Source organism: Microbispora hainanensis, from assembly GCF_036186745.1.
Lineage (GTDB): Bacteria > Actinomycetota > Actinomycetes > Streptosporangiales > Streptosporangiaceae > Microbispora.
In genome coordinates this window covers 2,447,928-2,470,526 of record NZ_CP108086.1, presented here as the reverse complement: position 1 = coordinate 2,470,526, position 22,599 = coordinate 2,447,928, and the positions used below count along the sequence as shown (strand labels likewise).

Here is a 22,599-nt window from a genome sequence, read left to right as displayed (position 1 = left end):
AGACCTGGCGGGGGGCCGGACGACCCGGCCCCCGCTCTCCCGCGCCGGGTGGGAGGCCCGGTGGGAGGCCCGGTGACCCTGCTGCTCCAGGTCCTGTTCGCCGGGCTCAGCGTGGGCGCGGTGTACGCGCTGGTGGCCGTGGGCTTCGGCGTGGTCGCCAACGGCACCGGCGCGGTGAACTTCGTGCAGGGCGAGTTCGTCATGCTGGGCGGCGTCATGGCCGGGATCGTCAACGAGTGGCTGCGACCGCCGCTGGTCGTGAGCCTGCTCGCCGCCCTGGCCGTCGGAGTGGCGGCCGGCCTGCTGACGGAGCTGGCGGCCGGTCGTTTCTCCCGCTCCCACAACGCCGACGTGATCACCCTCGCGACGATCGGGCTGACGTTGGTGATCAAGGCGGTGGTCCTGCTGGCCACCGGCGCGCGCACCTACCAGCTTCCCCACTTCCTCGGGGAGGCGCCGCTGCACGTCGCCGGAGCGGTCGTCGACACCCAGGCGCTGTGGAACCTCGCGGTCGTCGTGGTGGTCGCCGCGGCGCTGTCGGCGTTCTTCCGGCGCACCCGCCGGGGCACGATCCTGCGGGCCGCCGCCGACGACCCCGAGATGGTCGCCTCCCTTGGCGTGCCGTTCCGTACGACCGCCCGCTGGGCGTTCGTGCTCGCCGGGGTGCTGGGCGCGCTCGCCGGGGTCGGCCTCGCACCGCTGTCGGTGATGTCCTACGACTCGGGGACCCTGCTCGGGCTCAAGGGGTTCGCCGCCGCGATGCTCGGCGGGCTGGGCAACCTCTACGGCGCCCTGGCCGGCGGGCTGCTGCTCGGGCTGACCGAGGCCGTGGTCGCCGGGTACGGCTCGGCCACCTACAGCGACGCGGTCGCGTTCGTCGTCCTGCTGATCGTGCTGTTCACCCGGCCCACCGGCCTGTTCGCGCAGCGGAAGGCGGTGCGCGTCTGATGGCCGTCTCGCGTGTCCTGTCGCCGCCGGTGGCGACCGGCGTCCTGCTCGTGGCCCTCCCTCTGGTGTTCGTCTCCGACTACGCGCACTCGGTGCTGGTGCAGTTCTGCGTCATGCTGCTCCTGCTCACGGGGCTCGACTTCATCAACGGCCACGCCCGGATGATCTCCCTGGCGCAGGCGGGCCTCTACGGCCTCGGCGCCTACACGGCGGGCATCCTCAGCGCGCGCTCGATCCTGCCGCCGGTCCTGGCCTTCGTGTGCGCGCCGCTGCTGGTCACCGTGGTCGCGCTGCTGATCGGGTCGGCGTCGCTGCGGCTGCGGGCCACGTACTTCACGATGGCCACCCTCGCGGCGGGCTACGTGCTCTATCTGCTGTTCGGCCGGCTGACCTGGCTGACCGGCGGGCCCAACGGCCTGCTCGGCATCCCGCCGCTCGGCGAGGCCGTGAGCGGGACCACCGCGATGTACGTCCTGGCCGCCGCGCTCGCCTTCCTCGGCGTGCTCGTGGCGCACAACGTGGCGTCCTCGCGGGCGGGCCGGGCGCTGCGGGCGCTCGGGTCCTCCGAGCCCGCCGCCGTGGCGAGCGGGGTGCCCGCCTACCGGCTGAGGCTGTTCGCCTTCGGCCTCAGCGGCTGCTACGCGGGGGTGGCCGGAGCCCTGCAGACGTTCCACGACACCTTCGTCAGCCCCTCGTCCTTCGGCTTCTTCACAGCGGTGCTGTTCGTCGTGGGCCTGACCGTCGGCGGCGCGGGCCGTCCCACCGGCCCGCTGATCGGCGCGGCGCTGCTGACCGGCCTGTCCCAGCTCGGCACCGAGTACGCCGGGTTTGAGTCGCTGATCGTGGGCGTGGTGTTCCTGGTGGCCGTCCAGGCGTTCCCCGACGGCGTCGGCGGCCTGACCGCGCGCTTGGCGCCGAGGAGGGCCCGATGAGCGAAGGACTGGTGATCACGGGGGTCTCCAAGAGCTTCGGCGGGGTCCGCGTGCTGAACGACGTCAGCCTGACCGTGCGGCCGGCCATGGTGACCGCGTTGATCGGCCCCAACGGAGCCGGCAAGAGCACCCTGGCCAACATCGTCTCCGGCTTCGAACGCCCCGACCAGGGCAGGATCGAGGTGGCCGGCCGCGACCTCACCGGACAGCGTCCGGAGCTGCGCGCCTCGGCGGGCCTGGCCCGCACCTTCCAGAACCTGGAGATCTTCAAGGGCCTCACGGTGCTGGAGAACGTCATGATGGGCGCGTACGGCCGGGGCGGCAGCGGGCTGGTCGGCGCCCTGCTCGCGCCGCCGGGCGCGCGGCGGGAGGAACGGCGGCTGCGCACGGCCGCCCGCGAGCTGCTGGAGCGGTTCGGCCTGGCCGACTCGGCCGACGTGCCGGTGGAGTCCCTGCCCTTCGGCCAGGCCAAGCTCCTGGAGCTGGCCAGGGTACTCGCCCTCGACCCCCACGTGGTCGTGCTCGACGAGCCGGCCGCCGGGCTGCCCGCGACCAGCGCGCGGATGGTGGGCGAGCAGGTGACCAGCATGGCGCGGGCGGGCGTGGCCGTGCTGCTCATCGAGCACAACATGCAGCTCGTCATGGAGGTCTCCGACCACATCGCGGTGCTCGACCACGGCGAGCTGCTGACGGTGGGCGACCCGGCGGAGGTACGCGCCGATCCCCGCGTCATCGAGGCGTACCTGGGAGAGGGGACACCATGACGGCCGCGCTCACCATCCGCGACCTGCGTGTCGCCTACGGCCGCATCGAGGTGGTCCACGGCGTCTCGTTCGAGGCCGCCACCGGCCGGGTCACCTGCCTGCTGGGAGCCAACGGCGCGGGCAAGACCACCACCATCCGGGGCCTGCTCGGGCTGCAGGCGGACCGCTCCGGCGTGGTGAAGGTCGGCGACACCGACGTGAGCAGGCACGAGGCGCACAAGATGGCCGGGTTCGGCATCGCGTACGTGCCCGAGGGGCGGCGCGTCTTCGCCCGGCTGTCGGTCCGCGACAACCTGCGCATGGGAGCGGCGACCCGCCCCCGGAGCTGGCGGAGCGACGACGAGCTGGACCGGGTGCTCGGCACCTTCCCGGAGCTCGCCGACCGGCTGGACGCCCCGGCCGGGCTGCTGTCCGGCGGCCAGCAGCAGATGCTCGCCATCGGCCGGGCGCTCATGGCCCGGCCGACCCTGCTGATCCTCGACGAGCCGTCGATGGGCCTGTCGCCCAAGCTCGTCACGCGGATCTACCAGGCGCTGGCCCGGCTGCGCGACGAGGGCCACACCATCCTGCTGGTCGAGCAGAACGCCAAGCTCGCGCTGGACCTCGCCGACCACGCCTACGTGCTGGAGACCGGCCGCATCGCCGAATCCGGCCCGGCCGCCGACCTGTCCTCCTCCACTCGCGTCCGCGACATCTATCTCGGCACAAAGGAGCGATCATGACGTTCATCGGCACCGCCGAGCTCGCGGCCCGGCTGACCGACCCGGGTGTCCGGATCGTCGACGTACGGTGGCGGCTCGACGACCCGGAGGCGGGCGCGCGCGCCTACGCGGACGGCCACATCCCCGGCGCCGTCTACCTGAGCTGGCTGCGCGACCTGTCGGACGAGGACGACCCGGTCGAGGGCCAGCTCGCCACGCCGGAGGCGTTCGCCCGCGTGCTCGGGGCCGCGGGCATCGGGCCGGACACGACCGTGGTCGCCTACGACGACGGCACGATCTACATGGCGGCACGGCTGGTGTGGGCGCTTCGCCAGTACGGGCACGCCGACGCCCACGTCCTCGACGGCGGGCTGCCCGCGTGGCTGCGCGAGGACCGGCCGGTCACCGCCGAGGTGCCCGCGCCCGAGCCTCGTACGTACCCCGTGCCCGGACCCCGGGACCTGCGGGTCACCAAGCACGACGTGCTCGCGGCCCTCGGCACGGGGGACGTCACGATCGCCGACTGCCGGATGGACGAGACCTACCGGGCGGCCGGCGCCCACATCCCCGGCGCGGTCAGGTTCCCGGCGCCGGCCCTCTTCGCCGACGGCGGCCTCCTGCGCGCCCCGTCCGAGATCGCGGAGCTCGCCGAGCGGGCCGGCATCGTACGGGACCGGCCCACGATCCTCTACTGCGGTGGCGGGGTCTCCGCCAGCGCCGCCTTCCTGGCCCTCCGCGAGATCGGGTTCGATCGGCTCACCGTCTACGACGGCTCGTGGTCGGAGTGGAGCGCCGATCCCGCCACTCCGAAGGAGAGCCACTCCGCCTGATCGCGAGGTCCGTACGGCCGGGGCAGGACAACGCCGCGGCGGCGTTCTCACCGCGTGGTGAGTCCTCGAAGGTCCCCGGTGCGGTCAGCCGGGCCCGACGACCGGGCGGTGCGGGCGTACGCCGGCCTTCCGTACGGGCAGGCGGTAGGTCTCGCCGCGCATGAGGTAGTGGACCATGTGCGACAGCCCCGCTCGCCGGACGTGCTGCTGGAAGTCCTTGAGCGGGGAGGCGAACGCCGCGTAGTCGTCGTAGTGGACGGGCAGGGCCGACTCCGGCTGCATCAGCCCGAGCCACTCCACCCCCTGGGCGCCGTCCATGGTCACGGTGACGCCGAGGATCCGCGTGCCGCCGAGGTGCAGGATGCCGACGTCGATGTCGGGGAAGCGGCGCGGGATCTCCGACAGGCACTCGTCCATGATCGTGTCGCCGCTGATGTGCAGGCGCAGATCGACCTCGCCCGCGTGCGCGAAGTCGAGCACACTTCCCATCACCGGCGGCATCATCGAGTTCACCGGGCCCGGCGCGTGCCGGGCGGGCGTGGCCGTCACGGTGAGCGTGCCGTCCCCGTGGCGCTCGTGGTGATACTCCCACGGCTCCAGGCCGATGGCGCGGACGAAACCCTGGCGGCGCAGCCGGGCCGCCGCGTGTCGGGTGGTGACGATCGGCAGGTCCTTGTCGAGGCCTTTCCTGGCGATCCTGTCCCAGTGGTCGCCGTGCATGTGCGACAGCACGACCAGGTCCAGCGGCGGGAGCTCCGTGATCTCCATCGCCGGCTCCGTACGGCGACGGGTGCTCAGCCCCCAGCCGAGATGGGCCCGCTGCCCCTGGTGCAGGAAGTTCGGATCCGTCAGCACGGTGAAACCGTGAGAACGGATGATCATGGTGGCGTTTCCCACGAAGAACACGGTCGCGTCCGCTGGATCGGGCATGACGCCTCCCCTCTCCCAGGCTTCCAGGCTACGTAAACCACCACAAATCACCCGAAAGCGGGGTGAGGTTAGCTAGTCGATGTCGAGCGAGAATCCGAGCTGGCAGTACAGCTCCAGCAGGTCGAAATAGTGCCGATGGGTGGCCACGAGGCCGTTCTTCGTGTGGAACACCCCGCAGCCGCGCAGGGTGATCCGCCGGCCGCTCGCGTCCGCGACGACGTCCGGCAGCGCGATGGTGCCGGTGTGCGTGCCCGTCATCATCCACTCGTTGAAGCCGGGCTCGGTGTACTCCACCCTGTTCCAGACCGTCATGGCCAGGTCGACGAAGCCCCCGAACAGGTCCTTCCAGTAGCCGATGATCCGATCGCGCCCCTCGCACATGCTCAGAGGGGTGACCAGGACGGCATGCCGGTCGTAGCACGCCGCCAGCCGGTCGAGGTCATGCGCGTTCACCGCGTCCAGCACGCGGTCGGCGAGCTGTCGGCCGTGAGGCATGACGGATCACTCCCCCAGGGCCCCAGGGCGTACACCCCACGGTAACCCCGCCTTGGCAAAGGCCGTCCGCAGGGGACGCAACGCCGCCGGACGCGGCACCTGGCCTCACGCGGGCCGGGCCCGTACGGCACGGGCCAGGGCGACGGCGCTCACCGCGCCGGCGGCCGCGGCCAGCGCTAGCCACCAGGCGGTCGCGCCCATGGCCTCCGGACGCGGCGGATCGGCCAGGGCGAGGAACACCGCACCGAACACCGCAACCCCGCTGAGCTGGCCGAACTGCATGGTCGTCGTCAGCAGGCCACTCGCGTCGGCGGCGCGGGCGGGCGGCACGTGGACCAGGGCGTGGGTGAGCAGGCTGGTCGAGACGCCCAGCCCCGCGCCGAGCACCACCAGCGCGGCCCACATCACCGGGTCGCCGGTCGCCGAGACGGCCAGGGCCGCGGTGCCGACGACGCTGAGCGCCAGCCCGGCCGGTGGCAGCAGGTGGTGGATCCGCCCCGGAAGCCTGCGCCAGTGAAAACTGCCCAGCCCGAACGCCGCGGCCATGGGCAGGAACGTGAGCCCGGCACGCAGCGGGCTCTCCCCGAGCACGCCCTGCAGATGCAGGGCGAAGGTGAACAGGAACCCGCCATAGGCGACCATCAGGGCCAGCAGCGTCGTCAGCCCCGAGGGCATGCCGGTCGCCCGCAGCACGTCCAGGTTCAGCAGCGGGTCGCCGCCGCGGGCCGCCGTACGGCGCTGCGCCACGACGAACACGGCGGCGAGCACCACCCCCGCGGCCATCGACGCGTACGTCCACAGGGGCCACCCGGCCTCCCGGCCCAGCACGAGCGGGAGCACGACCAGCAGCGTGGCGGGCAGCGCGAGCGCGAGGCCCCGCAGGTCGAGCCGGCGCGAGCCGCGCGGCCGGTCCGGCGGCGCGTCCGCGGGCACCAGCCGGGGCACCACGACCGTCAGCACGACGCCCACGGGCACGTTCACGAGGAACACCGGCCGCCAGCCGGTGCCGGCCAGGTCGGCGCCGACCAGCACCCCGCTCAGCGCCAGCCCGACGACCGAACCGGCCGAGAGCACCGCGGTGTACGCGCTCAGCGCGGTGGCCCTGGCCCTGCCCGTGAACCTGGTCTGGATCACACTCATGATCTGCGGGACCATGACCGCCGCCGCGGCCCCCTGGACGAACCTGAAGACGATCAGCGTCCCGGCATCGGGCGCGAGCCCGCACAGCAGCGAGCCCCCGGTGAATCCGGCGACCCCGATCACGTACATGCGGCGCCTGCCGTACAGCTCGCCGAGCCGGGCGCCGGTGATGAGCAGGGTCGCGTACGCGATGATGTAGCCGCCCACGACCAGTTGCAGCGCGGCGCCGGACGCCCCCAGCTCGGCGCCGATCCTGGGGATCGCCACGTTGACGATGTAGAGGTCCAGCAGCCCCATGAACTGGCCGGCGAGCAGCACCGCCAGCATCGGCCAGGGCCGCCCGGCACGGGGCGGCGCGGGGCGGACGGTATGGCTGGTTGTCACGTCGTGTCCTTCCGCAGTGGGTTCGCCGGTACCTACCGGGGCCGGCCGGAAAACTCATCGGCGACCGATGAGTCCGGCGCGGCGAGGCGGTAGATACCGGTGACGGCCACGCGACGCGGGAGAACACATGTGGAGTGACGAGGAGTTCGAGCAGATCACCGGGCCCTACCGGCGTGAGCTGATGACGCACTGCTATCGGATGCTCGGCTCGGTGCACGACGCGGAGGACCTGCTGCAGGAGGTCATGCTGCGGGCGTGGCGGGCGTCCGGCGACTACGACGAGCGGCGGGCCTCCCCGCGCACCTGGCTCTACCGCATCGCGACGAACGCCTGCCTCACGGCGCTCGAACAGCGCGGGCGCAGGGCCCTGCCGTCCGGCCTCACCGGCCCGAGCGACGACCCGGAGGCGGGACCGCAGCGGCGGCTGCCCGAGGTGACCTGGCTGGAGCCCGTTCCCGACGCGCTGGTGGACCCCGCCGCGCTCGTCGCGTCGCGGGGCGGGGTCCGGCTGGCGTTCGTCGCGGCCCTGCAGCATCTGCCGCCACGGCAGCGGGCGGTGCTCATCCTGCGCGAGGTGCTGGCCTGGCGGGCGAGCGAGGTCGCCGGCCTGCTGGAGACCTCGGTCGCCGCGGTCAACAGCGCCCTGCAGCGCGCCCGCGCCCAGCTCGACCGGGTGGCGCCCGCCGAGGACGACCTGGTCGAGCCGGACGACCCGGCCTGCCGCGACCTGCTCGACCGCTACGTCGCGGCGTTCGAGAAGGCCGACGTCGAGGCCCTGGAGCGGCTGCTGCGGGAGGACGCCGTGCTGGAGATGCCGCCGTTCCTGTCATGGTTCGCCGGGCGGGAGATGTTCGGCGACTTCATCCGCTGGGTCTGCGCCGCCCGGGGCCCCTGGCGGATGGTGCCGACCCGCGCCAACGGACAGCCCGCGCTCGCGGCCTACGTGGACGGCGGCGACGGCGTCTTCCGGGCCCACTCGCTCCAGGTGCTCACGATCTACGGGGACCGCGTCGCGCGCAACGTCGTGTTCGGCGACCCCGCCCTGTTCGCCGTCTTCTCGCTGCCGCCCATGGTCTAGCGACGTCTCCCGAGGCAGGAGAGGAGCGCCTCGCGCATCTCGGATCGGGTCCTGATCCGTGCCGCGATGACGCCGTCGGGACGGACGAGCAGTGCGCCCGGGTCCCACACCGCGTCCCACCGTTCGCGGTGGGCGGGGTCGACGACGCCGGGGTCGACGGGAACTGCGGCCACGGGAACGGCGGCGACGAGCTCACGGAGCTCATCGAGGCGGGCCGCGAGATCGCGGACGACCGGCTCCGTGCTGCGGCCGACGAGGCTGAAGCGGGTGGGATCGAGGAGGTCGAGCGTGCTGCGGCCGTCGCCGAGGCGCACATGCGGCATCCGGGTGCCCGGCCGGCCACTCGGCCGGGCGGGGTCCTCGACCGGGGCGCCGCCGTCGTGCCCGTAGTCGTGCCCGTATCGGAAGCCGAGCGCGAGCGCGACGGCGTCGATCTGCTCCGGTGGCGGCGCCTGTCCGGGCCTCTTGCGGGAACGCAGGAGTGCCTGTGCGACGGTCAGCTCGGCGATCGGCCGCCGTTCCGGCTCGTAGGTGTCCAGCAGCGTCTCGTCGGCATCGCCACGGCACACGGCGGCGATCTTCCAGGCGAGGTTGTGGGCGTCCTGCACTCCGGTGTTGCCGCCGAAGCCGCCGTAGGGCGGCATCACGTGGATCGCGTCTCCGACGAGGAACACCGGGCCTGCGCGGAAACGGCCGGCGACGTAGGCGCCGGTCGTCCACCGCGCGGTGTCCTCCATCACCGGACGCAGGTGGGGCAGGCCCGTCGCCGCCCGGATGACCTCGACGAGCCGGTCGTCCAGCTCGCCGGGCTCCAGCGCGGCCCATCCCGGCCGGAGGTAGGTGCCGAGCTGCCAGGAACGGTCGTCCTTGGTGCCGCGGGCGAACAGGAACGCGCCGGCGTCGCGACACATGATCGCGTTGACCTCCCGCCCACGCAGGGCCGGTGCCAGATCGGCGCGGAAGACCACGCTGACCGACTCCCCCTTGATCTCCTCGCCGCGCAGCGCGATGCCGAGCCGGGCGCGGATGCCGCTGCGGGCGCCGTCCGCGGCGACGAGGAACCGGGCGCGTACGAACCTCTCCTCGCCGTCCTCCCCGCGCAAACCGACCGTCACCTGGTCGGCGGTGATGTCCGTCAGGACGGCCGTGGTGCGGAACCGGACCTCCGCCCCCAGCTCTCGTGCGCGCCGCAGCAGGATCGGTTCGAGACGCTGCTGGTCGCACGAGTACGGCACGGTGGGGCTCAGGCCCGCCGCCTCGACCTCGTCGGCCGGGGGCGCGATCCACGTTCCCCACTCTCCCGCCAGGGTCTCGGCGTTCTCGAACCCGCTGTTCGCCTCGCCCGCCGCGCGGACCTCCGCCTCGATGCCCAGGGTGCGATAAAGCTCCATCGACCGGACGTTCACCAGCCGCGCCTTCGGATGCACCGAGGTGCCCGGGTGCCGGTCGACGGCCAGCACCCGCACCCCCTGCCGGGCCAGGAACGCGGTCGCCGCCAGGCCCGCCAGGCCCGCGCCCACGACGATCACATCGACGTCGCTCATGACGACGTCCGCCACGCGTTCGGCTTGCGCTCCGTGGCCGGGCGGGCGGGCGCGTCCGAGGCGAGCGAGGTCACCAGACGGTCGAGCTGGTCGGCGAAACGGCGGATCTCCTCCGGCTCCCAGCCGGTGAGATGCGCCGAGAACCGTGCGGTCATCTCGTCCCGGAACCGCTCACGCTCCCGGCGCCCGGCGTCGGTCACCTCGATCGCGTACGACCGTCCGTCCGAGGCGTCACCGACGCGACGCACGAACCCGAGCCGTTCCAGCTCCGCGACCGCCCGCGTCACCGACTGCGGCGGAACATCCAGCTCCGCCGCCGCCGCGCTCGGCCGCACACCGCCCTGCGCCGCGAGATTCAACAGGCCGAGAGCCACGGGCCCCGGTTCGGAGGCCGCCGCAGCTCGCCGCTGTATCTGGGCCGCCCGATGCAACGCCCGTACGATCGTCCAGACCGAACTAGTTACTTCCATGAAGGAAGTATATGCCGCGACGGGATCGGGCCACCGGCCCTGTCAGCCGGTCTGGCCAAGGAAGGCCGTGACCTCGCTCTAACCGAGGAAGGCCGTGACCTCGCGGACGAAGGCGTCGGGGGCGGTCTCGTGCACCAGATGCCCGGCCGGGATCGTGACGTGCACGGCGCCGGGGATGCGGCGGGCCATCTCGGCGACCCGGTCCTGCGGGATGTGGCTGTCCGGCCCGCCGCCGATCACGAGCGTGCGGGCGGTGATCCGGCCCAGCCGCTCCAGCCAGGCCGGGTCGGGCTCGTCGATCTGCGGCCTGATCGCCTCGACCATGGCCCAGTCGAACGACAGCGGCCCCTCCGGCCGTACGAGCGGGGGCGGGACACGCGGCACCGGGAGCGGGACGTCCTCCAGGACCAGTGTCCGCACCCGGCCCGGCCGCTCCGCCGCGAGCAGGTAGGCGACGACGCCGCCCATGGAGTGCCCGATCACGTCGACCGGGTCGAGCGACAGCGCGTCGAGGAAGGCGAGGACGTCGTCGCGCATGAGTTCCAGGCCGTAGTCCCCCGGCCAGTCGCTGGCGCCGTGACCGCGCAGGTCCAGGGCGTACACGTGCCGGCCGACGGCCAGCGCGCCGGCCACGCCGTCCCAGCCGGCCATGCCCTCGCCCAGACCGTGCAGCAGGATCAGCGGCGGGGCGCCGTCCGGACCGTACGTCCGGTACGCGATCCCGATGCCGTTGGCCTTCACCCTCGCGCTCGCCACTTTGCGACGATAACCCCCGGTAAACCCCTATGGGAGCAACGGGCACAGCAAGTAGCATGTCGCCGAAAACGGGATCACCGTTGATCGTCGGCCGATCCCGCTTGCCGGGTGGCCGGAAGGCTGCTCGTACGCGGGAGGTCAGGTGTCCGCACTGCGGCGCGAGTTCTGGGCGCCGGTCGCGCTTTCCTACATCACCTTCGTCCTCGTCGGCCTGAGCTCCGGCGTGGGCGGGGTGCTGCTGCCGGCGCAGATCGACGACTACGGCCTCGACAAGGCCACGATCGGCACCCAGTTCTTCGCCTTCTCCGCCGGGTTCATGCTGTCGGGCTCGACCGCGGGCCCGCTGATCCACCGCCTCGGGATCCGGGCCTCGCTCATCCTCGGCGGCGGCACGTTCGCGCTGGCCGGTCTCCTCACCGCCGTACGCCCGCCGTTCCTGGCCTTCCTGGTGATCCAGATCGTGGCCGGATATGGCACCGGCATCTTCGAATCGGTGCTGAACTCCTACCTGACCGACCTGCCCGGGGCGACGACGCTGCTCAACCGCCTGCACGCGTTCTTCGGCGTCGGCGCCCTGCTCGGGCCGCTGCTGGCCACGTGGATCCTGACCTTCCTGCCCTGGACGGCCGTGTGGCTGGTGCTGGCCCTGGTCTGCCTGCCGCTGCTGATCGGCTTCTATCTGACCCTGCCCGCCCGCGAGGCCCCGCCGCCCGCGACCGCCGAGGAGCACGCGGAGCGCTCCGGCCTGCTGGCCACCGCCTCACGGCAGCCCGCCGTCCTGCTGGGCGCGGTGTTCCTCGCCGTGTACGTCGGCCTGGAGATCAGCGTCGGCAACTGGGGATTCAGCTTCCTGGTCGACGAGCACGGGCAAAGCGGCCTGCTGGCCGGATACACCGTCTCCGGGTATTGGCTCGGGCTCACCCTGGGCCGCTTCCTGATCAGCCCGATCGCCACCCGGCTCGGCATGACCGCGACCGGGATGACCTTCCTCTGCCTGGCCGGGGTCACGCTCAGCACGACGCTGGCCTGGCTCGTGCCGGGCGCCGTGATGGCCAGCGTCAGCTTCGTGCTGCTCGGCTTCTGGCTCGGGCCGATCTTCCCCACGACGATGGCCGTGGCGCCCCGGCTCACCGTGGCCCGGCTGGTGCCCACCGCCATCGGGCTGATCAACGGGGTGTCGGTGATCGGCGGCGCGGTGTTCCCGTGGCTCGCCGGGGCGATCGCCCAGGGCATCGGCGCCTGGACGCTGCCGCCCTTCGCCGTGGCGCTGGCCCTGCTCCAACTGGTCATCTGGTGGCTGGTGACCACCCGCATGACCCCGGCCGCGAGCACCGCCGCCTCCTCCTCTAGCTAGCGCCGGCGGCGGGACCTGGTCAGTTCGAACGCCGCGACCGTGGCGAGGCCATAGCCGAGGTGGGGGACGAGGTCGGACATCCAGCCGCCGACGCCCCACTCACGCGGGTCGGTGAGCCCGAGCGCGGTCATCGGCGCGCTGCCCGCGACCGCCGCCGCCATGCCCACCCCGGTCGCCGCGGCCGGGAGGCTGACCCTCCGCCGTACGGCGTGGCGGAACAGGCCGTAGGCGAGGCCCACACCGACGCCGGTGAGGATGCCGAGCATGGGCCCGAGCCCCTGCTCCCGGTTGCGGGCGTCCTCCTCCTCGCCGAGGCCGACGTGGAGCCGCTCGCTGACGGCGCCGGCCGCCTGCTCCGGCAGCGAGCTCGCCGGACGGGCGCGCACCGCCATGTCCAGATAGGTGATCGCGTTGAGCACGGTCGTCCCGGCCGCTCCCGCGACCGCTCCCGCCGCCATGTCTCGATAAATGCTCATAGCGGTCGCCTAACCGGGCCGGGCCGCCCCAAACGGCACGCGCCCGCGCGACGTTCAAGGGGCGATATAGGCTCGTCCGGTTGACGGTAAACGACACTCCGGGGGACGGAATGGACCGACAGCTCACCCTCATGGCCGTGCACGCGCACCCCGACGACGAGGTGATCGGCACCGGCGGGATCCTCGCGAAATACACCGCCGAAGGGATCCGTACGGTCCTGGTGACGTGCACCAACGGCGAGCAGGGGGACGGCCCGGGCGGGGTGAAGCCGGGCGAGCCCGGTCACGACGATGCCGCCGTCGCCGAGCGGCGGCTGGCCGAGCTGCACGAGTCGATCGCCCACCTGGGGATCGACCACCTGGAACTGCTGGGCTACCGCGACTCCGGCATGGACGGCTGGGACGGCAACGGCCACCCCGACGCGTTCGCGAACGTCCCGGTCGAGACGGCCGCCGCCAGGCTCGCCACGCTGATGGAGCACTACCGCCCTCAGGTCGTAGTCACCTATGACGAGAACGGCAACTACGGGCACCCCGACCACATCCAGGCCCACCGCATCGCGGTCGCGGCGGCCGAGAAGACCGGTATTCCGGACAAGTTCTACTACGCCGCCGTGCCGCGTGAGGGCATCCGGCAGATGTTCGAGTTCATGCGAGCCAACGGCATGGCGCCGGACGACTTCGAGCTCCCCGACGACTTCGGCACGCCCGACGAGCTCATCACCAGCGTCGTGGACGTCTCGCCGTACGTGGAGAACAAGCTGAAGGCGCTGGCGGCCCACGCGAGCCAGGGCGACAACATCCCCTTCCTGAAGATGCCGCCGGAGGCCCAGCACCAGGCGTTCTCGCGCGAGTTCTTCGTCCGTACGACGTCCCGGGTGGCCGCCCCCGACAAGGAGGACGACCTGTTCGCCGGCCTGCGCGACTGAGCGCTCAGCTCGGGACGCCCTCGCGCATGAGTGCGACCTACCCCTCCTCCAGCGACGGCCGGACCGGGACCGCCGCTGGGTCCGGCCCGTCCTGGCTGACCACGCGGTAGCGCGTGCCGTCGGGCCCGCCGACCGCCGACACGACCACGCCGGTGGCCGGGGGCGTCCCGCGAGTGACGACCTCCCACGTCGCGCCCTGGGCACGGTCGACGATGCCGGTCACCGGGTCGGTGAACATCACACGGCCCGCCGCCATGACGGCGACCTGCCGCAACAGCTCCGGATCCGTCGAGTCCATCGTGATTGGGTACTGTCCGGACGCCGGGGTTCACGGCAAATCGGGGTAATTGACATCACAGTGCACCGGCGCGGCACAGGGGGAACCGCGTGGGCTGCGGTGAGTGAAGTGTGCCTGGCTCGGCAACGGCACCGGCCCTTACGCTTACGGCGAGAACAGAGGGGAGTATCCCTTCGCGACGGCCTCGTCATTACGGCGTGAGCGCCCGGGGCCGCCGGTCCGGCCACAGGATGGGCGGGAGAGACCTCTGGTCAGCTTCGCGCTGCCCGGGAGGCCGTTCGTGACCGAGTTCTTCAAAACCGTGGGCATGGGGGCGTCGATCGTGCCCGTCGCCGTCGCCGTGGTCGTCGTGGCCGCCGGTCTGACCGCTATCTGGGCACCGTCGGCCAAGCGTCAGACCCGCGCGGTCCAGGTACTGAAGATCGTCCTGCGGGTCCCTTCCCCCACGCGACGGTCGCAGGTGCAGACCCCGCCGAAGACCACGGACCTGGGCGAGTTGCCGCCGTTTCCCGGACGGGAGAAGTGACAGTTGGACGCCTCGCGCCGGGGCCGCGAAGTCCCCCGCGGCGGTTTCGCCGGCCGGCCCTTCAGCGATGCCCGAGAAGGCGCCGGCCCAGGGCTTCGGCGGCCTCGCGCAGTTCGGGTGACCCGACAATGCGGAAGGGCGCCCGGATCGCGGTGAGCTGCCGGACGTACCAGTCCGGTTCGTCCGTGCTGCCCACCAGGCGCGTGGTGGTCGCGTCGATCGGCTCGCGGTGGCCCAGGCTGCGCGGGATCCACTCGGCCACGGCCTCGGCGGGCGCGTCGACGACGACCTCCACCTGGTGCCGCCACCCCGCCGACAGATGGTCTTCCAGCATCTCCGCCGGGTCGAGATCGGCCGGAGGGCCGGCCGGCACGTCGAGCACCTCGACGTCCGCCACCTTGTCCACCCGCAGCACCCTGCGGGCGTGCTTCGTGTGCGACCAGCACAGCAGATACCACCGGCCGCGGCGTACGACGACGGCCCACGGATCGACCTCCATGACCCGCTCGTCTCCCGGGCGGATGCGATATCCGAGCCGCAGCCGGCGGCGCCCCGCGCAGGCCTGGACGAGGGCGGCGGTGGTCTCCGGGCTGGGCGGTCTGGCCCCGGGCTCGGGGTGTCTCGTGCTCAGGCTCCGTACGGCCGCGGCCGGCCCCGCGACCGCCTCGGGAAGCACCCGCAGGATCTTGCCGAGCGCGCCGCCCACGGGATCGGCCGCGTCCGCCGAGTCGTGGTGACCGTCGAGCACGGCCATCACCAGCCCGAGCGCCTCGGCCTGCGTGAACATCAGGGGCGGCAGCCGGAGCCCCCGGCCGATGCGGTATCCCCCGTAGGGGCCGCGTTCGGACTCCACGGGGATGCCCGCCTCACGCAGGATGCCGACGTAACGCCGGGCGGCCCGCTCCGAGACGCCGAGCCGCCCGGCCAGCCGTTCCGCCGTGATGCCGGGACTGCTCTGGATCAGTTCGAGGAGCAGGAGCGCCCGCGCCGTCGGGCTCTCGTCGTGCGTCATTCGGCACACCCGCCATATTCCGGAAGTGGATCGTCCGGAATGCACCGTAGCCTGTGCCGCATGACCGAAAACGTCCTCCATGAGCCGCCGGTCGCCGGTGACGAGATCGACACCTTGCTGGGCTCCCTTGACCGCCAGCGCCGGATCTTCGCCTGGAAGTGCGGCGGGCTCGACGCGGCCGGTCTGCGGGCGACCACCGCCGCGTCGTCGATGACCTTGGGAGGGCTGCTCAAGCACCTGGCGCTGGTGGAGGACGACATGTTCTCGCAGAAGCTGCTGGGGCGACCTCCTGCGCCGCCGTGGGACACGGTGGACTTCGACGCCGACCCCGAGTGGGAGTGGCGCACCGCCACCGACGACACCCCCGAGCAGTTGACGACGTTGTGGCAGGACGCCGTGGCCCGCTCCCGGGCCAACGTACGGCAGGCGCTGGCCGAGGGCGGCCTCGGACGGCTCGCGGTGTACACCAGCTCACGCGGCGAGTCGCCCAGCCTCCGCCGCCTGCTGATCGACATGATCGAGGAGTACGCCCGCCATGCCGGGCACGCCGACCTCATCCGCGAGTCCGTGGACGGCCTGGTCGGAGAGGACCACCCGTAGAGATGAGGCAGGACATCACCGAGCCGATTCCCGCCGATCGACTCGTCGTCGTCCCCGCCGACCAGGCGTCGTGGGACGACCTGGAGGCCGTCTTCGGCACGACGGACTGCCATTGCCAGCGCTACAAGATCTTCACCTACCAGTGGCACTCGGTGTCCGACGCGGAACGCGCCGCGCGCCTGCGCGAACAGACCGGCTGCGGAACCCCCGGCGCCCGGTCGACCAGCGGTCTCGTGGCCTACCTGGACGGTGAGCCGGTCGGGTGGTGTGCGGTCGAGCCCCGTACGGCCTATCCCCAATTGACCCGCACCCGCGTCCCCTGGAAGGGGCGGCAGGAGGACCAGGCCGACGACAGCGTCTGGGCCGTGACCTGCTTCGTCACCCGCAAGGGCTTCCGCCGGCGCGGGGTGACCTACGCGCTCGCGCACGCCACGATCGACTACGCGCGTGAGCGGGGAGCCCGGGCCCTGGAGGCATACCCGATGATCACCAGGCCGGGGGTCGAGATCACCTGGGGCGAGCTGCACGTCGGCAGCCGCGACGTCTTCCTCGACGCCGGGTTCACCGAGGTGAGCAGGCCGACCCTCGCACGAGCCGTCGTACGGATCGACTTCTGACCTGCCGATGTTCGGCGTGCGGCGGGTCGGCGGCGCGCTCAGCTGACCCGGCGGTCGGCAGCGCGGCCGGCCACCGGCCCGGCCGACCGGAGCTCGGCCGGCCGACGGGACGGCCCGGCGATCGGCGGCCCGGTCGGGCGACGATCAGCCGACGGCGCAGCTGGCCGGCGGCTTGGTCCGCCGGGGCGCGGTCAGTCGGCGATCGCGATGCGGAGGCGGCGGAAGCCGCGGCCCTTGCTCTCGATCTTGGCGACCTTGATCCTGCCGATCTGCTTGGTCGAGGCGACGTGCGTACCCCCGTCGGCCTGGGTGTCCAGGCCCACGATGTCGACGATCCGCACCTCGGGGATGCCCTCCGGCACGAGGTTCGTCGCGGTGCGGATGATGTCGGGGATCGCGAACGCCTCCGCGCGGGGCAGCACCCGTACGTCGATCCGGCGGTCGGCGGCGATCTCGGCGTTGCACGCCTCCTCGACCGCCTCCTTGAACCCGGGCGGCACCTCGGGGAGGTTGAAGTCCATCCGCGCGGTCATCGGCTCCATGTTCCCGCCGGTGACCAGGGCTCCGTAGTCGCGGAAGACGACGCCGCACAGCACGTGCAGACCCGAATGTGTGCGCATGAGCGCGGAGCGCCGCTCGTCGGCGACCGCCGCCCGCACGACCGTTCCGGCTGGCGGGATCGGGTCGTCCACAGCGGGGATGAGGTAGAGGTCGTCGCCCTTGCGTACACCCTCGATGCGGGTCTCGACGCCCTGCCACAGCAGCACGCCGTGGTCCGGCGGCTGGCCTCCGCCGCCCGGATAGAAGGCCGATCGGTCCAGGACGATCCCGTCCGGCGTGGCCTCCAGCACGACGGCCTCGAAGGACCGCAGATCCTGGTCGGTCAGCTCCAGTCGCCTCGTCCGCCCATGCAGATCGAACGTCACCTCACCGAGTCTAGCCACGGCAGGCGAGGCGGGACCGGCCCGAGCACAAGCCGCACGGCCCAGTTAATGCCGTCGGTCAGAACCGGACGAGCCCGGTCGGCGAGAAACGCTTTGACGGAATGAGTGCTCACTCCGCACGGTCGAGGCATGACGAAATTCCCACCGAACGCCCCTGACGCAGCCCCTGCCGGACGCCGCCGGCCAGGCGCCGAGGGCCCGAGCATGAGTGCCGGGCAACGCCGCGCCGTGAACGTGACCGTTCCGCTTATGGCCGAGCGCGGAGCCGCGGTGACGATCGGTCGGATCGCCCCGGCGGCGCTGTCCGCCCGGTTTCGCCGGCCCGACGCGAACGGCGAACCGGCCCGCCTGACCTTGCCGATCGAGCCCTTCCCGCACGGCGCGTTCGAGCACGCGAAACCGCCGGCCAGGTCTCAGGGCGGTGCTTAGTGGACCGGGGTGGGGGCGGTACCGAATCGGCGATGCGCCGCCTGCCACTCGGGTTGGACGACCCGACCAGCATCGCCGACAGCGGGCTGACCGGCCCTATCGACATTCCGGACCCCAAGCCGCGCGAACAGCCCAGAGACCTGAGGTCGCGGTGGCGGCGGATCCGGCAGACGGTCGCCGGCACCGCGCGCGGGCTGCCGCGCGTGGTCGGGCTGACATGGCAGGCCGGTCCCGTGCTGACCGTGGTGATCGGCGCGGTCACCATCGTCAGCGGCCTGCTGCCCACCGCCTCGGCGTACATGACGAAGCTGCTGATGGACTCGGTGGTCGAGGGCATCCAGGTGCACGCCCAGCACCGTTCGGACGTCGTCATGCTGACGGTGCCGCTGTTCCCGGGCATCGCCATCGTCGGTCGCCAAGATCGTCGCGGTGGCCGCGCTGCAGTTCCTCCTCTTCACGGTGACCACGGTCGTCACGTCGCTCACGAACATCGCCCAGCAACTGCTGCAGGAGAAGATGGTGCTCACCATCCGCCACAAGGTGATGGCGCACGCGAGCGACCTGCATCTCGCCTTCTTCGAAGGCTCCCAGTCCTACGACCTGCTGCGGCAGGCCGACCAGGAGGCGCCCAGCCGCCCACTGTCGATGATGAACTCCGCGTTCGGCCTGGTGAAAACCGTGATCACGTTCTGCACGATGATCGCCATGCTGATCGCGATCAGCCCGTTGCTCGCGGTCGTCGCGCTCGTCACCCCGATCCCCGCGTTCGTCTCGCAGACCCGATATTCCGCCAGGAGCTTCGCGTTCAGCTTCCTCGGCTCACCGATCCGCCGCCGGATGGAGTATCTGGCCGGGCTCGTCACCACCGACACGTACGCCAAGGAGATCAAGCACTTCGGGCTCGGCTCCTATCTCGTCGACCGGTTCCACCGGCTCGGCCAGGTCTACTACGAACGGCAGCGCAAGCTGATCGGCACCCGCAACGCGGCCGCCGCCGCGTGGAGCATGCTGACGACCCTCACCAGCTCCGGGATCTACCTCTACATCGCGGTGCAGGCCGGCTCGGGCCGGCTCACCCTGGGTGATCTCGCGCTCTACACCGGCGCCGCGACCGCCGTGCAGGGTGCCGTCCAGGGCCTGTTCCTGGGGTTCAGCGGCATGTACGAGAACAACCTGTTCCTTGACCTGCTCTACCGCTTCCTCGGCACCCGCCCGGAGATCCGCAGGCCGGAGCGGCCCCGCCCAGTGCCGGCCGACGTACGGGGTCACGTGCGGTTCGAGGATGTCTCGTTCAGCTACTCCGGTTCCGACGTCAAGGCGCTCGACCGGGTCGGCTTCGAGATCCGTCCGGGCGAGACCGTCGCGGTCGTCGGTCGCAACGGCGCGGGCAAGTCCACCCTGATCAAGCTGCTGTGCCGGTTGTACGACCCGACGGAGGGCCGGATCCTGCTCGACGGCGTCGACATCAGGGAGTACGACCCGGAGGACTACCGGGCCAGGATCAGCGCGATGTTCCAGGACTTCGTGACCTATCAGGCCACCGCGAGCGAGAACATCGGCCTCGGCGACCTCTCGCATCTTGAGGACAGGGAGGCGATCGCGGACTCCGCCGAGCGGGCCGGGATAGCCGAGCGCATCGAGCGGCTGCCCAGGGGCTTCGACAGTCCGCTCGGCCGGTGGTTCGACCAGGGCGTCAGCCTGTCCGGCGGTGAATGGCAGAAGATCGCGCTGGCCAGGGCGTTCATGCGCGAGTCCGCGATCCTCGTGCTCGACGAGCCGACCTCCGCGCTCGACGCGCAGGCCGAGCATGATCTGTTCACCCGGCTTCGCGCCCTGGCGGCGGGACAGACGACGCTGTACATCTCGCACCGGTTCTCCACCGTCCGCCAGTCCGACCGGATCATGTTCCTGGAGGACGGCAGGCTCGTGGAGGACGGCACCCACACCGAACTGATGCGGCTCGGGGGCGGATACGCCGAGCTGTTCACCCTCCAGGCGTCGGCGTACCTCCACGACGAGGAGGCCGGCCGTCTCCCCTGATCACACCCCTTCTAATCCGAAAGTTTCGGAGGGGCTGCCGGGTGTTTTACGGCGGTCGGGAACCCGCTGGCATGCCTTTCATCAGCCACGACGCCGTGTACGCGAGCTTGCGGGCGGTTTTGACCTCTTGACGTAGCACTATCGCGTTCCTATGGTCTGCATTACTTTCGTAATGTCACAGAAACTTTCGGGCGTACGTCGTCTGAAGATGGAGTCATCGTGGTCAACCGAAGCCGTCGCCCACGCAGGCCACGTCTTCTCGCCGCTCCACTGGCCGCGATAGGTCTGCTGCTGGGCATGGCACACCCGGCGCTGGCCGACAACCCGACTCCCACGGTCGTCGACTCGGCCCGCGGCGGCGGGCGGTCGGTCAGCTTCACCTTCGACGACGGGCCGAACCCGCCCGACACCCTGCGCCTGCTCGACGTGCTGCGCGAGCACCGCGTGAAGGCGGTCTTCTGCCTCTGGGGCGAGCATGTGCGGCAGCACCCGGAGGTCGTCCGGCGGATCGTCGCCGACGGGCACACGCTGTGCAACCACGGCATGCGCCACGACGACATGGCGACCTGGCCGGCCGAGCGGATCCGCGCCGATCTGCTGGAGACGACCGCCGCCATCCGCGCGGCCGTACCAGGGGCGCGCATCCCGTACTTCCGTGCCCCGTACGGCAACTGGGGACAGACGCCGGCCGTCGCGGCAGACCTCGGCATGCAAGCGCTGGGCTGGCGTCTGGCCATCGGCGACTGGGAGACGCCGGGCACCGCCGAGCTGGTCCGCCGCCTGAGAGAAGGGATCACACCGGGGGCGGTGGTCCTGATGCACGACGGCGGCGGGGACCGAAGTCAGACCATCGCCGCCGTCGACACGGTCATTCCCGCGCTCCGGTCGGAGGGATGGCGCCTGTCGCTGCCCGCCCGCCGGGGCTGACCCGATCGCAGTACCCATCAACCCCCCACTTTCATCCCCCGAGGAGTTCGTGTGCTTCGTTCCGCACTGTCCATCGGCCTCGTGAGCGCCACGGTCCTGCTGAGCGGGGCGGCTCTCACCGGCTCGGCCTCGGCCGAGCCCGGCGCCGCCCCCGCCCCTCCTCCGCCCGGCCCCGGGCACTCCGCGCCCGTCCCCGCGGACTCGCTGCGCGCTCTCGGCGACCGCATCGGCCTGCGCATCGGCACCGCCGTGAACACGGATGAGCTCGGCAGCAACGCCGAATACACCCGGATCACGGCCGAGCAGTTCTCCAGCGTCACCCCGGAGAACGTGATGAAGTGGCAGCTCGTGGAGCCCAACCGCGGCACGTACGACTGGGCCGCGGCCGACCGGCTGGTCTCCTTCGCGAAGAAGAACAAGCAGCTGGTCCGCGGTCACACGCTGGTGTGGCACAACCAGCTGCCCACCTGGCTCTCCTCCGACGGCTTCACCACCACGCTGTCGAACAACGAGGTGAAGGCCGTGCTCAAGAAGCACATCCAGGACCAGGTGAAGCACTTCAAGGGCGACATCTGGCAGTGGGACGTCGTCAACGAGGCGTTCGACGACGACGGCAAGCCCCGCGAGACCATCTGGTACAAGGCGTGGGGCGGCCTCGGCTACATCGCCGACGCCTTCCGCTGGGCACACGAGGCCGACCCCAAGGCCCTGCTGTTCTACAACGACTACAACCTCGAGTTCACCGGGCCGAAGAGCAACGCGGTGTACGACTTCGTCAAGACGCTGAAGGCGCAGCGCGTGCCCATCGACGGCGTCGGCTTCCAGGGCCACCTGGACACCCAGTACGGCTTCCCCGACCTGCAGAACAACCTGCAGCGCTTCGCGGACCTCGGCCTGAAGGTGGCCGAGACCGAGGTGGACGTCCGCACGTTCACCGAGGCCGCGCCGAACGTGAACACCCCGACCAACCCGCTGGCCGTCTACGCCCAGGAGAGCTACTGGTCCCGCGCTCTGAAGGCCTGCCTGGCGGTGCGCGAGTGCATCTCGTTCACCCCGTGGGGCTTCGGCGACACCTACTCCTGGATCCCCGGCTGGTTCGCCGACCCGCAGGAGGGCGCCGCCCTGCTGTATGACGCGGACCTGAAGCCCAAGTCGCAGTACTACGTGATCCAGCAGGACCTCGCACTCGCCGCGGGCGCGCCGCGCCGCGACGGCGGAGGCCCGGGCCGCCCCTGACCGACCCGGCAGAACCGGCCGAACTGACCGAACCGGCCGAACCAGCCGGACTGATCGCATCGGCCGACGGGCACGGGGCCGCACTCCACGAGGCGGCCCCGTGTGCCACATCCCGCCGTACGACGCCTGGCGGCGGCGTCCTCTTCCCCAGGGATATGCCGCCAGGCGCTGTGACCGCCGGATGACCAGATCCGCTCGTTCCGCGATCGCGGGGCGGGCGGATCGACCACAGGCGTCCC

25 protein-coding genes are annotated in these 22,599 nt (G+C 71.8%); 15 read left to right on the top strand and 10 right to left on the bottom strand.

Going from position 1 to position 22,599, the window contains the following annotated elements:
* Window positions 1-72: 72 nt before the first annotated feature.
* From OHB01_RS11495 to OHB01_RS11475, 5 genes are read left to right on the top strand one after another with little or no spacing between them, the layout of a single operon-like run.
* Window positions 73-948: a branched-chain amino acid ABC transporter permease gene (locus OHB01_RS11495; RefSeq protein WP_168066303.1), complete on the top strand. Its 876-nt coding sequence runs from the start codon at window positions 73-75 to the stop codon at window positions 946-948.
* Complete coding sequence (locus tag OHB01_RS11490) at window positions 948-1,880, top strand: branched-chain amino acid ABC transporter permease (protein WP_142650217.1); 933 nt, start codon at window positions 948-950, stop codon at window positions 1,878-1,880. Before OHB01_RS11495 ends, OHB01_RS11490 begins: the two co-directional genes overlap by 1 nt.
* Window positions 1,877-2,644, top strand: coding sequence for an ABC transporter ATP-binding protein (locus OHB01_RS11485; RefSeq protein ID WP_328855327.1), 768 nt, complete (start codon window positions 1,877-1,879; stop codon window positions 2,642-2,644). The genes OHB01_RS11490 and OHB01_RS11485 overlap by 4 nt, the downstream gene beginning before the upstream one ends.
* Complete coding sequence (locus OHB01_RS11480; protein WP_328855326.1) at window positions 2,641-3,366, top strand: ABC transporter ATP-binding protein; 726 nt, start codon at window positions 2,641-2,643, stop codon at window positions 3,364-3,366. The genes OHB01_RS11485 and OHB01_RS11480 overlap by 4 nt, the downstream gene beginning before the upstream one ends.
* Window positions 3,363-4,175, top strand: coding sequence for a sulfurtransferase (locus OHB01_RS11475; RefSeq protein WP_328855325.1), 813 nt, complete (start codon window positions 3,363-3,365; stop codon window positions 4,173-4,175). The genes OHB01_RS11480 and OHB01_RS11475 overlap by 4 nt, the downstream gene beginning before the upstream one ends.
* An 84-nt stretch (window positions 4,176-4,259) precedes the next feature.
* Here OHB01_RS11475 and OHB01_RS11470 read toward each other — a convergent pair whose 3' ends face one another.
* From OHB01_RS11470 to OHB01_RS11460, 3 genes are all read right to left on the bottom strand, one after another.
* A complete protein-coding gene (locus tag OHB01_RS11470; protein WP_142650213.1) occupies window positions 4,260-5,105 on the bottom strand; it encodes an MBL fold metallo-hydrolase in 846 nt (281 codons plus the stop codon).
* A gap of 72 nt (window positions 5,106-5,177) precedes the next feature.
* Complete coding sequence (locus OHB01_RS11465) at window positions 5,178-5,600, bottom strand: nuclear transport factor 2 family protein (RefSeq protein WP_328855324.1); 423 nt, start codon at window positions 5,598-5,600, stop codon at window positions 5,178-5,180.
* Window positions 5,601-5,705: 105 nt separating this feature from the next.
* Window positions 5,706-7,124, bottom strand: coding sequence for an MFS transporter (locus OHB01_RS11460; protein WP_328855323.1), 1,419 nt, complete (start codon window positions 7,122-7,124; stop codon window positions 5,706-5,708).
* Between the two features lie 127 nt (window positions 7,125-7,251).
* On the opposite strand from OHB01_RS11460, the gene OHB01_RS11455 reads away from it, so the two are divergent.
* On the top strand, window positions 7,252-8,202 hold the full coding sequence (locus OHB01_RS11455) for a sigma-70 family RNA polymerase sigma factor (protein ID WP_142650211.1): 951 nt from the start codon (window positions 7,252-7,254) through the stop codon (window positions 8,200-8,202).
* Here the strand turns inward: OHB01_RS11455 and OHB01_RS11450 are convergent.
* The 3 genes from OHB01_RS11450 to OHB01_RS11440 all read right to left on the bottom strand — a co-directional run bounded on the left by OHB01_RS11450 (window position 8,199) and on the right by OHB01_RS11440 (window position 10,972).
* Window positions 8,199-9,746: an FAD-dependent monooxygenase gene (locus OHB01_RS11450; protein ID WP_328855322.1), complete on the bottom strand. Its 1,548-nt coding sequence runs from the start codon at window positions 9,744-9,746 to the stop codon at window positions 8,199-8,201. The genes OHB01_RS11455 and OHB01_RS11450 overlap by 4 nt on opposite strands.
* Window positions 9,743-10,216, bottom strand: a complete 474-nt coding sequence (locus OHB01_RS11445; protein WP_147945050.1) for a MarR family winged helix-turn-helix transcriptional regulator — start codon at window positions 10,214-10,216, stop codon at window positions 9,743-9,745. The genes OHB01_RS11450 and OHB01_RS11445 overlap by 4 nt, the downstream gene beginning before the upstream one ends.
* 78 nt (window positions 10,217-10,294) lie before the next feature.
* Window positions 10,295-10,972: an alpha/beta hydrolase gene (locus OHB01_RS11440; RefSeq protein WP_328855321.1), complete on the bottom strand. Its 678-nt coding sequence runs from the start codon at window positions 10,970-10,972 to the stop codon at window positions 10,295-10,297.
* A 142-nt stretch (window positions 10,973-11,114) separates the two neighbouring features.
* Here OHB01_RS11440 and OHB01_RS11435 point away from each other — a divergent pair, with 142 nt between their 5' ends.
* Window positions 11,115-12,326 carry an MFS transporter gene (locus OHB01_RS11435; protein ID WP_328855320.1) on the top strand — a complete coding sequence of 404 codons (1,212 nt, stop codon included), beginning with the start codon at window positions 11,115-11,117 and terminating at the stop codon, window positions 12,324-12,326.
* On the opposite strand, the gene OHB01_RS11430 is transcribed toward OHB01_RS11435, so the two are convergent.
* Window positions 12,323-12,802: a hypothetical protein gene (locus OHB01_RS11430; protein ID WP_261986003.1), complete on the bottom strand. Its 480-nt coding sequence runs from the start codon at window positions 12,800-12,802 to the stop codon at window positions 12,323-12,325. The genes OHB01_RS11435 and OHB01_RS11430 overlap by 4 nt on opposite strands.
* 110 nt (window positions 12,803-12,912) lie before the next feature.
* Between OHB01_RS11430 and OHB01_RS11425 the strand changes: the two genes are divergently transcribed.
* Complete coding sequence (locus OHB01_RS11425; RefSeq protein WP_328855319.1) at window positions 12,913-13,731, top strand: PIG-L family deacetylase; 819 nt, start codon at window positions 12,913-12,915, stop codon at window positions 13,729-13,731.
* Window positions 13,732-13,768: 37 nt separating this feature from the next.
* Here OHB01_RS11425 and OHB01_RS11420 read toward each other — a convergent pair whose 3' ends face one another.
* Window positions 13,769-14,029: a hypothetical protein gene (locus OHB01_RS11420; RefSeq protein ID WP_142650208.1), complete on the bottom strand. Its 261-nt coding sequence runs from the start codon at window positions 14,027-14,029 to the stop codon at window positions 13,769-13,771.
* A gap of 280 nt (window positions 14,030-14,309) precedes the next feature.
* On the opposite strand from OHB01_RS11420, the gene OHB01_RS11415 reads away from it, so the two are divergent.
* A complete protein-coding gene (locus OHB01_RS11415) occupies window positions 14,310-14,555 on the top strand; it encodes a hypothetical protein (RefSeq protein WP_142650207.1) in 246 nt (81 codons plus the stop codon).
* Window positions 14,556-14,616: 61 nt separating this feature from the next.
* Here OHB01_RS11415 and OHB01_RS11410 read toward each other — a convergent pair whose 3' ends face one another.
* Complete coding sequence (locus tag OHB01_RS11410; RefSeq protein ID WP_142650206.1) at window positions 14,617-15,567, bottom strand: helix-turn-helix transcriptional regulator; 951 nt, start codon at window positions 15,565-15,567, stop codon at window positions 14,617-14,619.
* 60 nt (window positions 15,568-15,627) lie between these two features.
* Between OHB01_RS11410 and OHB01_RS11405 the strand changes: the two genes are divergently transcribed.
* Together OHB01_RS11405 and OHB01_RS11400 are read left to right on the top strand one after the other, a co-directional pair.
* The gene (locus OHB01_RS11405) at window positions 15,628-16,167 is read left to right on the top strand and encodes a DinB family protein (RefSeq protein WP_142650205.1); all 540 of its coding nucleotides are present in this window, start codon (window positions 15,628-15,630) and stop codon (window positions 16,165-16,167) included.
* A gap of 2 nt (window positions 16,168-16,169) precedes the next feature.
* Window positions 16,170-16,784: a GNAT family N-acetyltransferase gene (locus tag OHB01_RS11400; protein ID WP_142650204.1), complete on the top strand. Its 615-nt coding sequence runs from the start codon at window positions 16,170-16,172 to the stop codon at window positions 16,782-16,784.
* Window positions 16,785-16,975: 191 nt separating this feature from the next.
* On the opposite strand, the gene OHB01_RS11395 is transcribed toward OHB01_RS11400, so the two are convergent.
* A complete protein-coding gene (locus tag OHB01_RS11395) occupies window positions 16,976-17,710 on the bottom strand; it encodes an alanyl-tRNA editing protein (protein ID WP_328855318.1) in 735 nt (244 codons plus the stop codon).
* Window positions 17,711-17,956: 246 nt separating this feature from the next.
* Here OHB01_RS11395 and OHB01_RS11390 point away from each other — a divergent pair, with 246 nt between their 5' ends.
* From OHB01_RS11390 to OHB01_RS11375, 4 genes are all read left to right on the top strand, one after another.
* A complete protein-coding gene (locus tag OHB01_RS11390) occupies window positions 17,957-18,157 on the top strand; it encodes a hypothetical protein (RefSeq protein WP_328855317.1) in 201 nt (66 codons plus the stop codon).
* A 429-nt stretch (window positions 18,158-18,586) separates the two neighbouring features.
* The gene (locus tag OHB01_RS11385; protein WP_328855316.1) at window positions 18,587-20,197 is read left to right on the top strand and encodes an ABC transporter ATP-binding protein; all 1,611 of its coding nucleotides are present in this window, start codon (window positions 18,587-18,589) and stop codon (window positions 20,195-20,197) included.
* A 297-nt stretch (window positions 20,198-20,494) separates the two neighbouring features.
* A complete protein-coding gene (locus OHB01_RS11380; RefSeq protein WP_142650200.1) occupies window positions 20,495-21,124 on the top strand; it encodes a polysaccharide deacetylase family protein in 630 nt (209 codons plus the stop codon).
* A 51-nt stretch (window positions 21,125-21,175) separates the two neighbouring features.
* Window positions 21,176-22,360 carry an endo-1,4-beta-xylanase gene (locus tag OHB01_RS11375; protein WP_142650199.1) on the top strand — a complete coding sequence of 395 codons (1,185 nt, stop codon included), beginning with the start codon at window positions 21,176-21,178 and terminating at the stop codon, window positions 22,358-22,360.
* Window positions 22,361-22,599 lie beyond the last annotated feature (239 nt).

What these genes read in the sequence shown, in the direction of transcription:
- OHB01_RS11490 (WP_142650217.1), top strand. Translation starts at nt 948, where the DNA reads ATGGCCGTCTCGCGTGTCCTGTCGCCGCCGGTGGCGACCGGCGTCCTG.
- OHB01_RS11475 (WP_328855325.1), top strand. Translation starts at nt 3,363, where the DNA reads ATGACGTTCATCGGCACCGCCGAGCTCGCGGCCCGGCTGACCGACCCG.
- OHB01_RS11410 (WP_142650206.1), bottom strand. Translation starts at nt 15,567, where the DNA reads ATGACGCACGACGAGAGCCCGACGGCGCGGGCGCTCCTGCTCCTCGAA.
- OHB01_RS11425 (WP_328855319.1), top strand. Translation starts at nt 12,913, where the DNA reads ATGGACCGACAGCTCACCCTCATGGCCGTGCACGCGCACCCCGACGAC.
- OHB01_RS11445 (WP_147945050.1), bottom strand. Translation starts at nt 10,216, where the DNA reads ATGGAAGTAACTAGTTCGGTCTGGACGATCGTACGGGCGTTGCATCGG.
- OHB01_RS11400 (WP_142650204.1), top strand. Translation starts at nt 16,170, where the DNA reads ATGAGGCAGGACATCACCGAGCCGATTCCCGCCGATCGACTCGTCGTC.
- OHB01_RS11455 (WP_142650211.1), top strand. Translation starts at nt 7,252, where the DNA reads ATGTGGAGTGACGAGGAGTTCGAGCAGATCACCGGGCCCTACCGGCGT.
- OHB01_RS11485 (WP_328855327.1), top strand. Translation starts at nt 1,877, where the DNA reads ATGAGCGAAGGACTGGTGATCACGGGGGTCTCCAAGAGCTTCGGCGGG.
- OHB01_RS11430 (WP_261986003.1), bottom strand. Translation starts at nt 12,802, where the DNA reads ATGAGCATTTATCGAGACATGGCGGCGGGAGCGGTCGCGGGAGCGGCC.
- OHB01_RS11450 (WP_328855322.1), bottom strand. Translation starts at nt 9,746, where the DNA reads ATGAGCGACGTCGATGTGATCGTCGTGGGCGCGGGCCTGGCGGGCCTG.
- OHB01_RS11480 (WP_328855326.1), top strand. Translation starts at nt 2,641, where the DNA reads ATGACGGCCGCGCTCACCATCCGCGACCTGCGTGTCGCCTACGGCCGC.
- OHB01_RS11380 (WP_142650200.1), top strand. Translation starts at nt 20,495, where the DNA reads ATGGCACACCCGGCGCTGGCCGACAACCCGACTCCCACGGTCGTCGAC.
- OHB01_RS11465 (WP_328855324.1), bottom strand. Translation starts at nt 5,600, where the DNA reads ATGCCTCACGGCCGACAGCTCGCCGACCGCGTGCTGGACGCGGTGAAC.
- OHB01_RS11420 (WP_142650208.1), bottom strand. Translation starts at nt 14,029, where the DNA reads ATGGACTCGACGGATCCGGAGCTGTTGCGGCAGGTCGCCGTCATGGCG.
- OHB01_RS11470 (WP_142650213.1), bottom strand. Translation starts at nt 5,105, where the DNA reads ATGCCCGATCCAGCGGACGCGACCGTGTTCTTCGTGGGAAACGCCACC.
- OHB01_RS11405 (WP_142650205.1), top strand. Translation starts at nt 15,628, where the DNA reads ATGACCGAAAACGTCCTCCATGAGCCGCCGGTCGCCGGTGACGAGATC.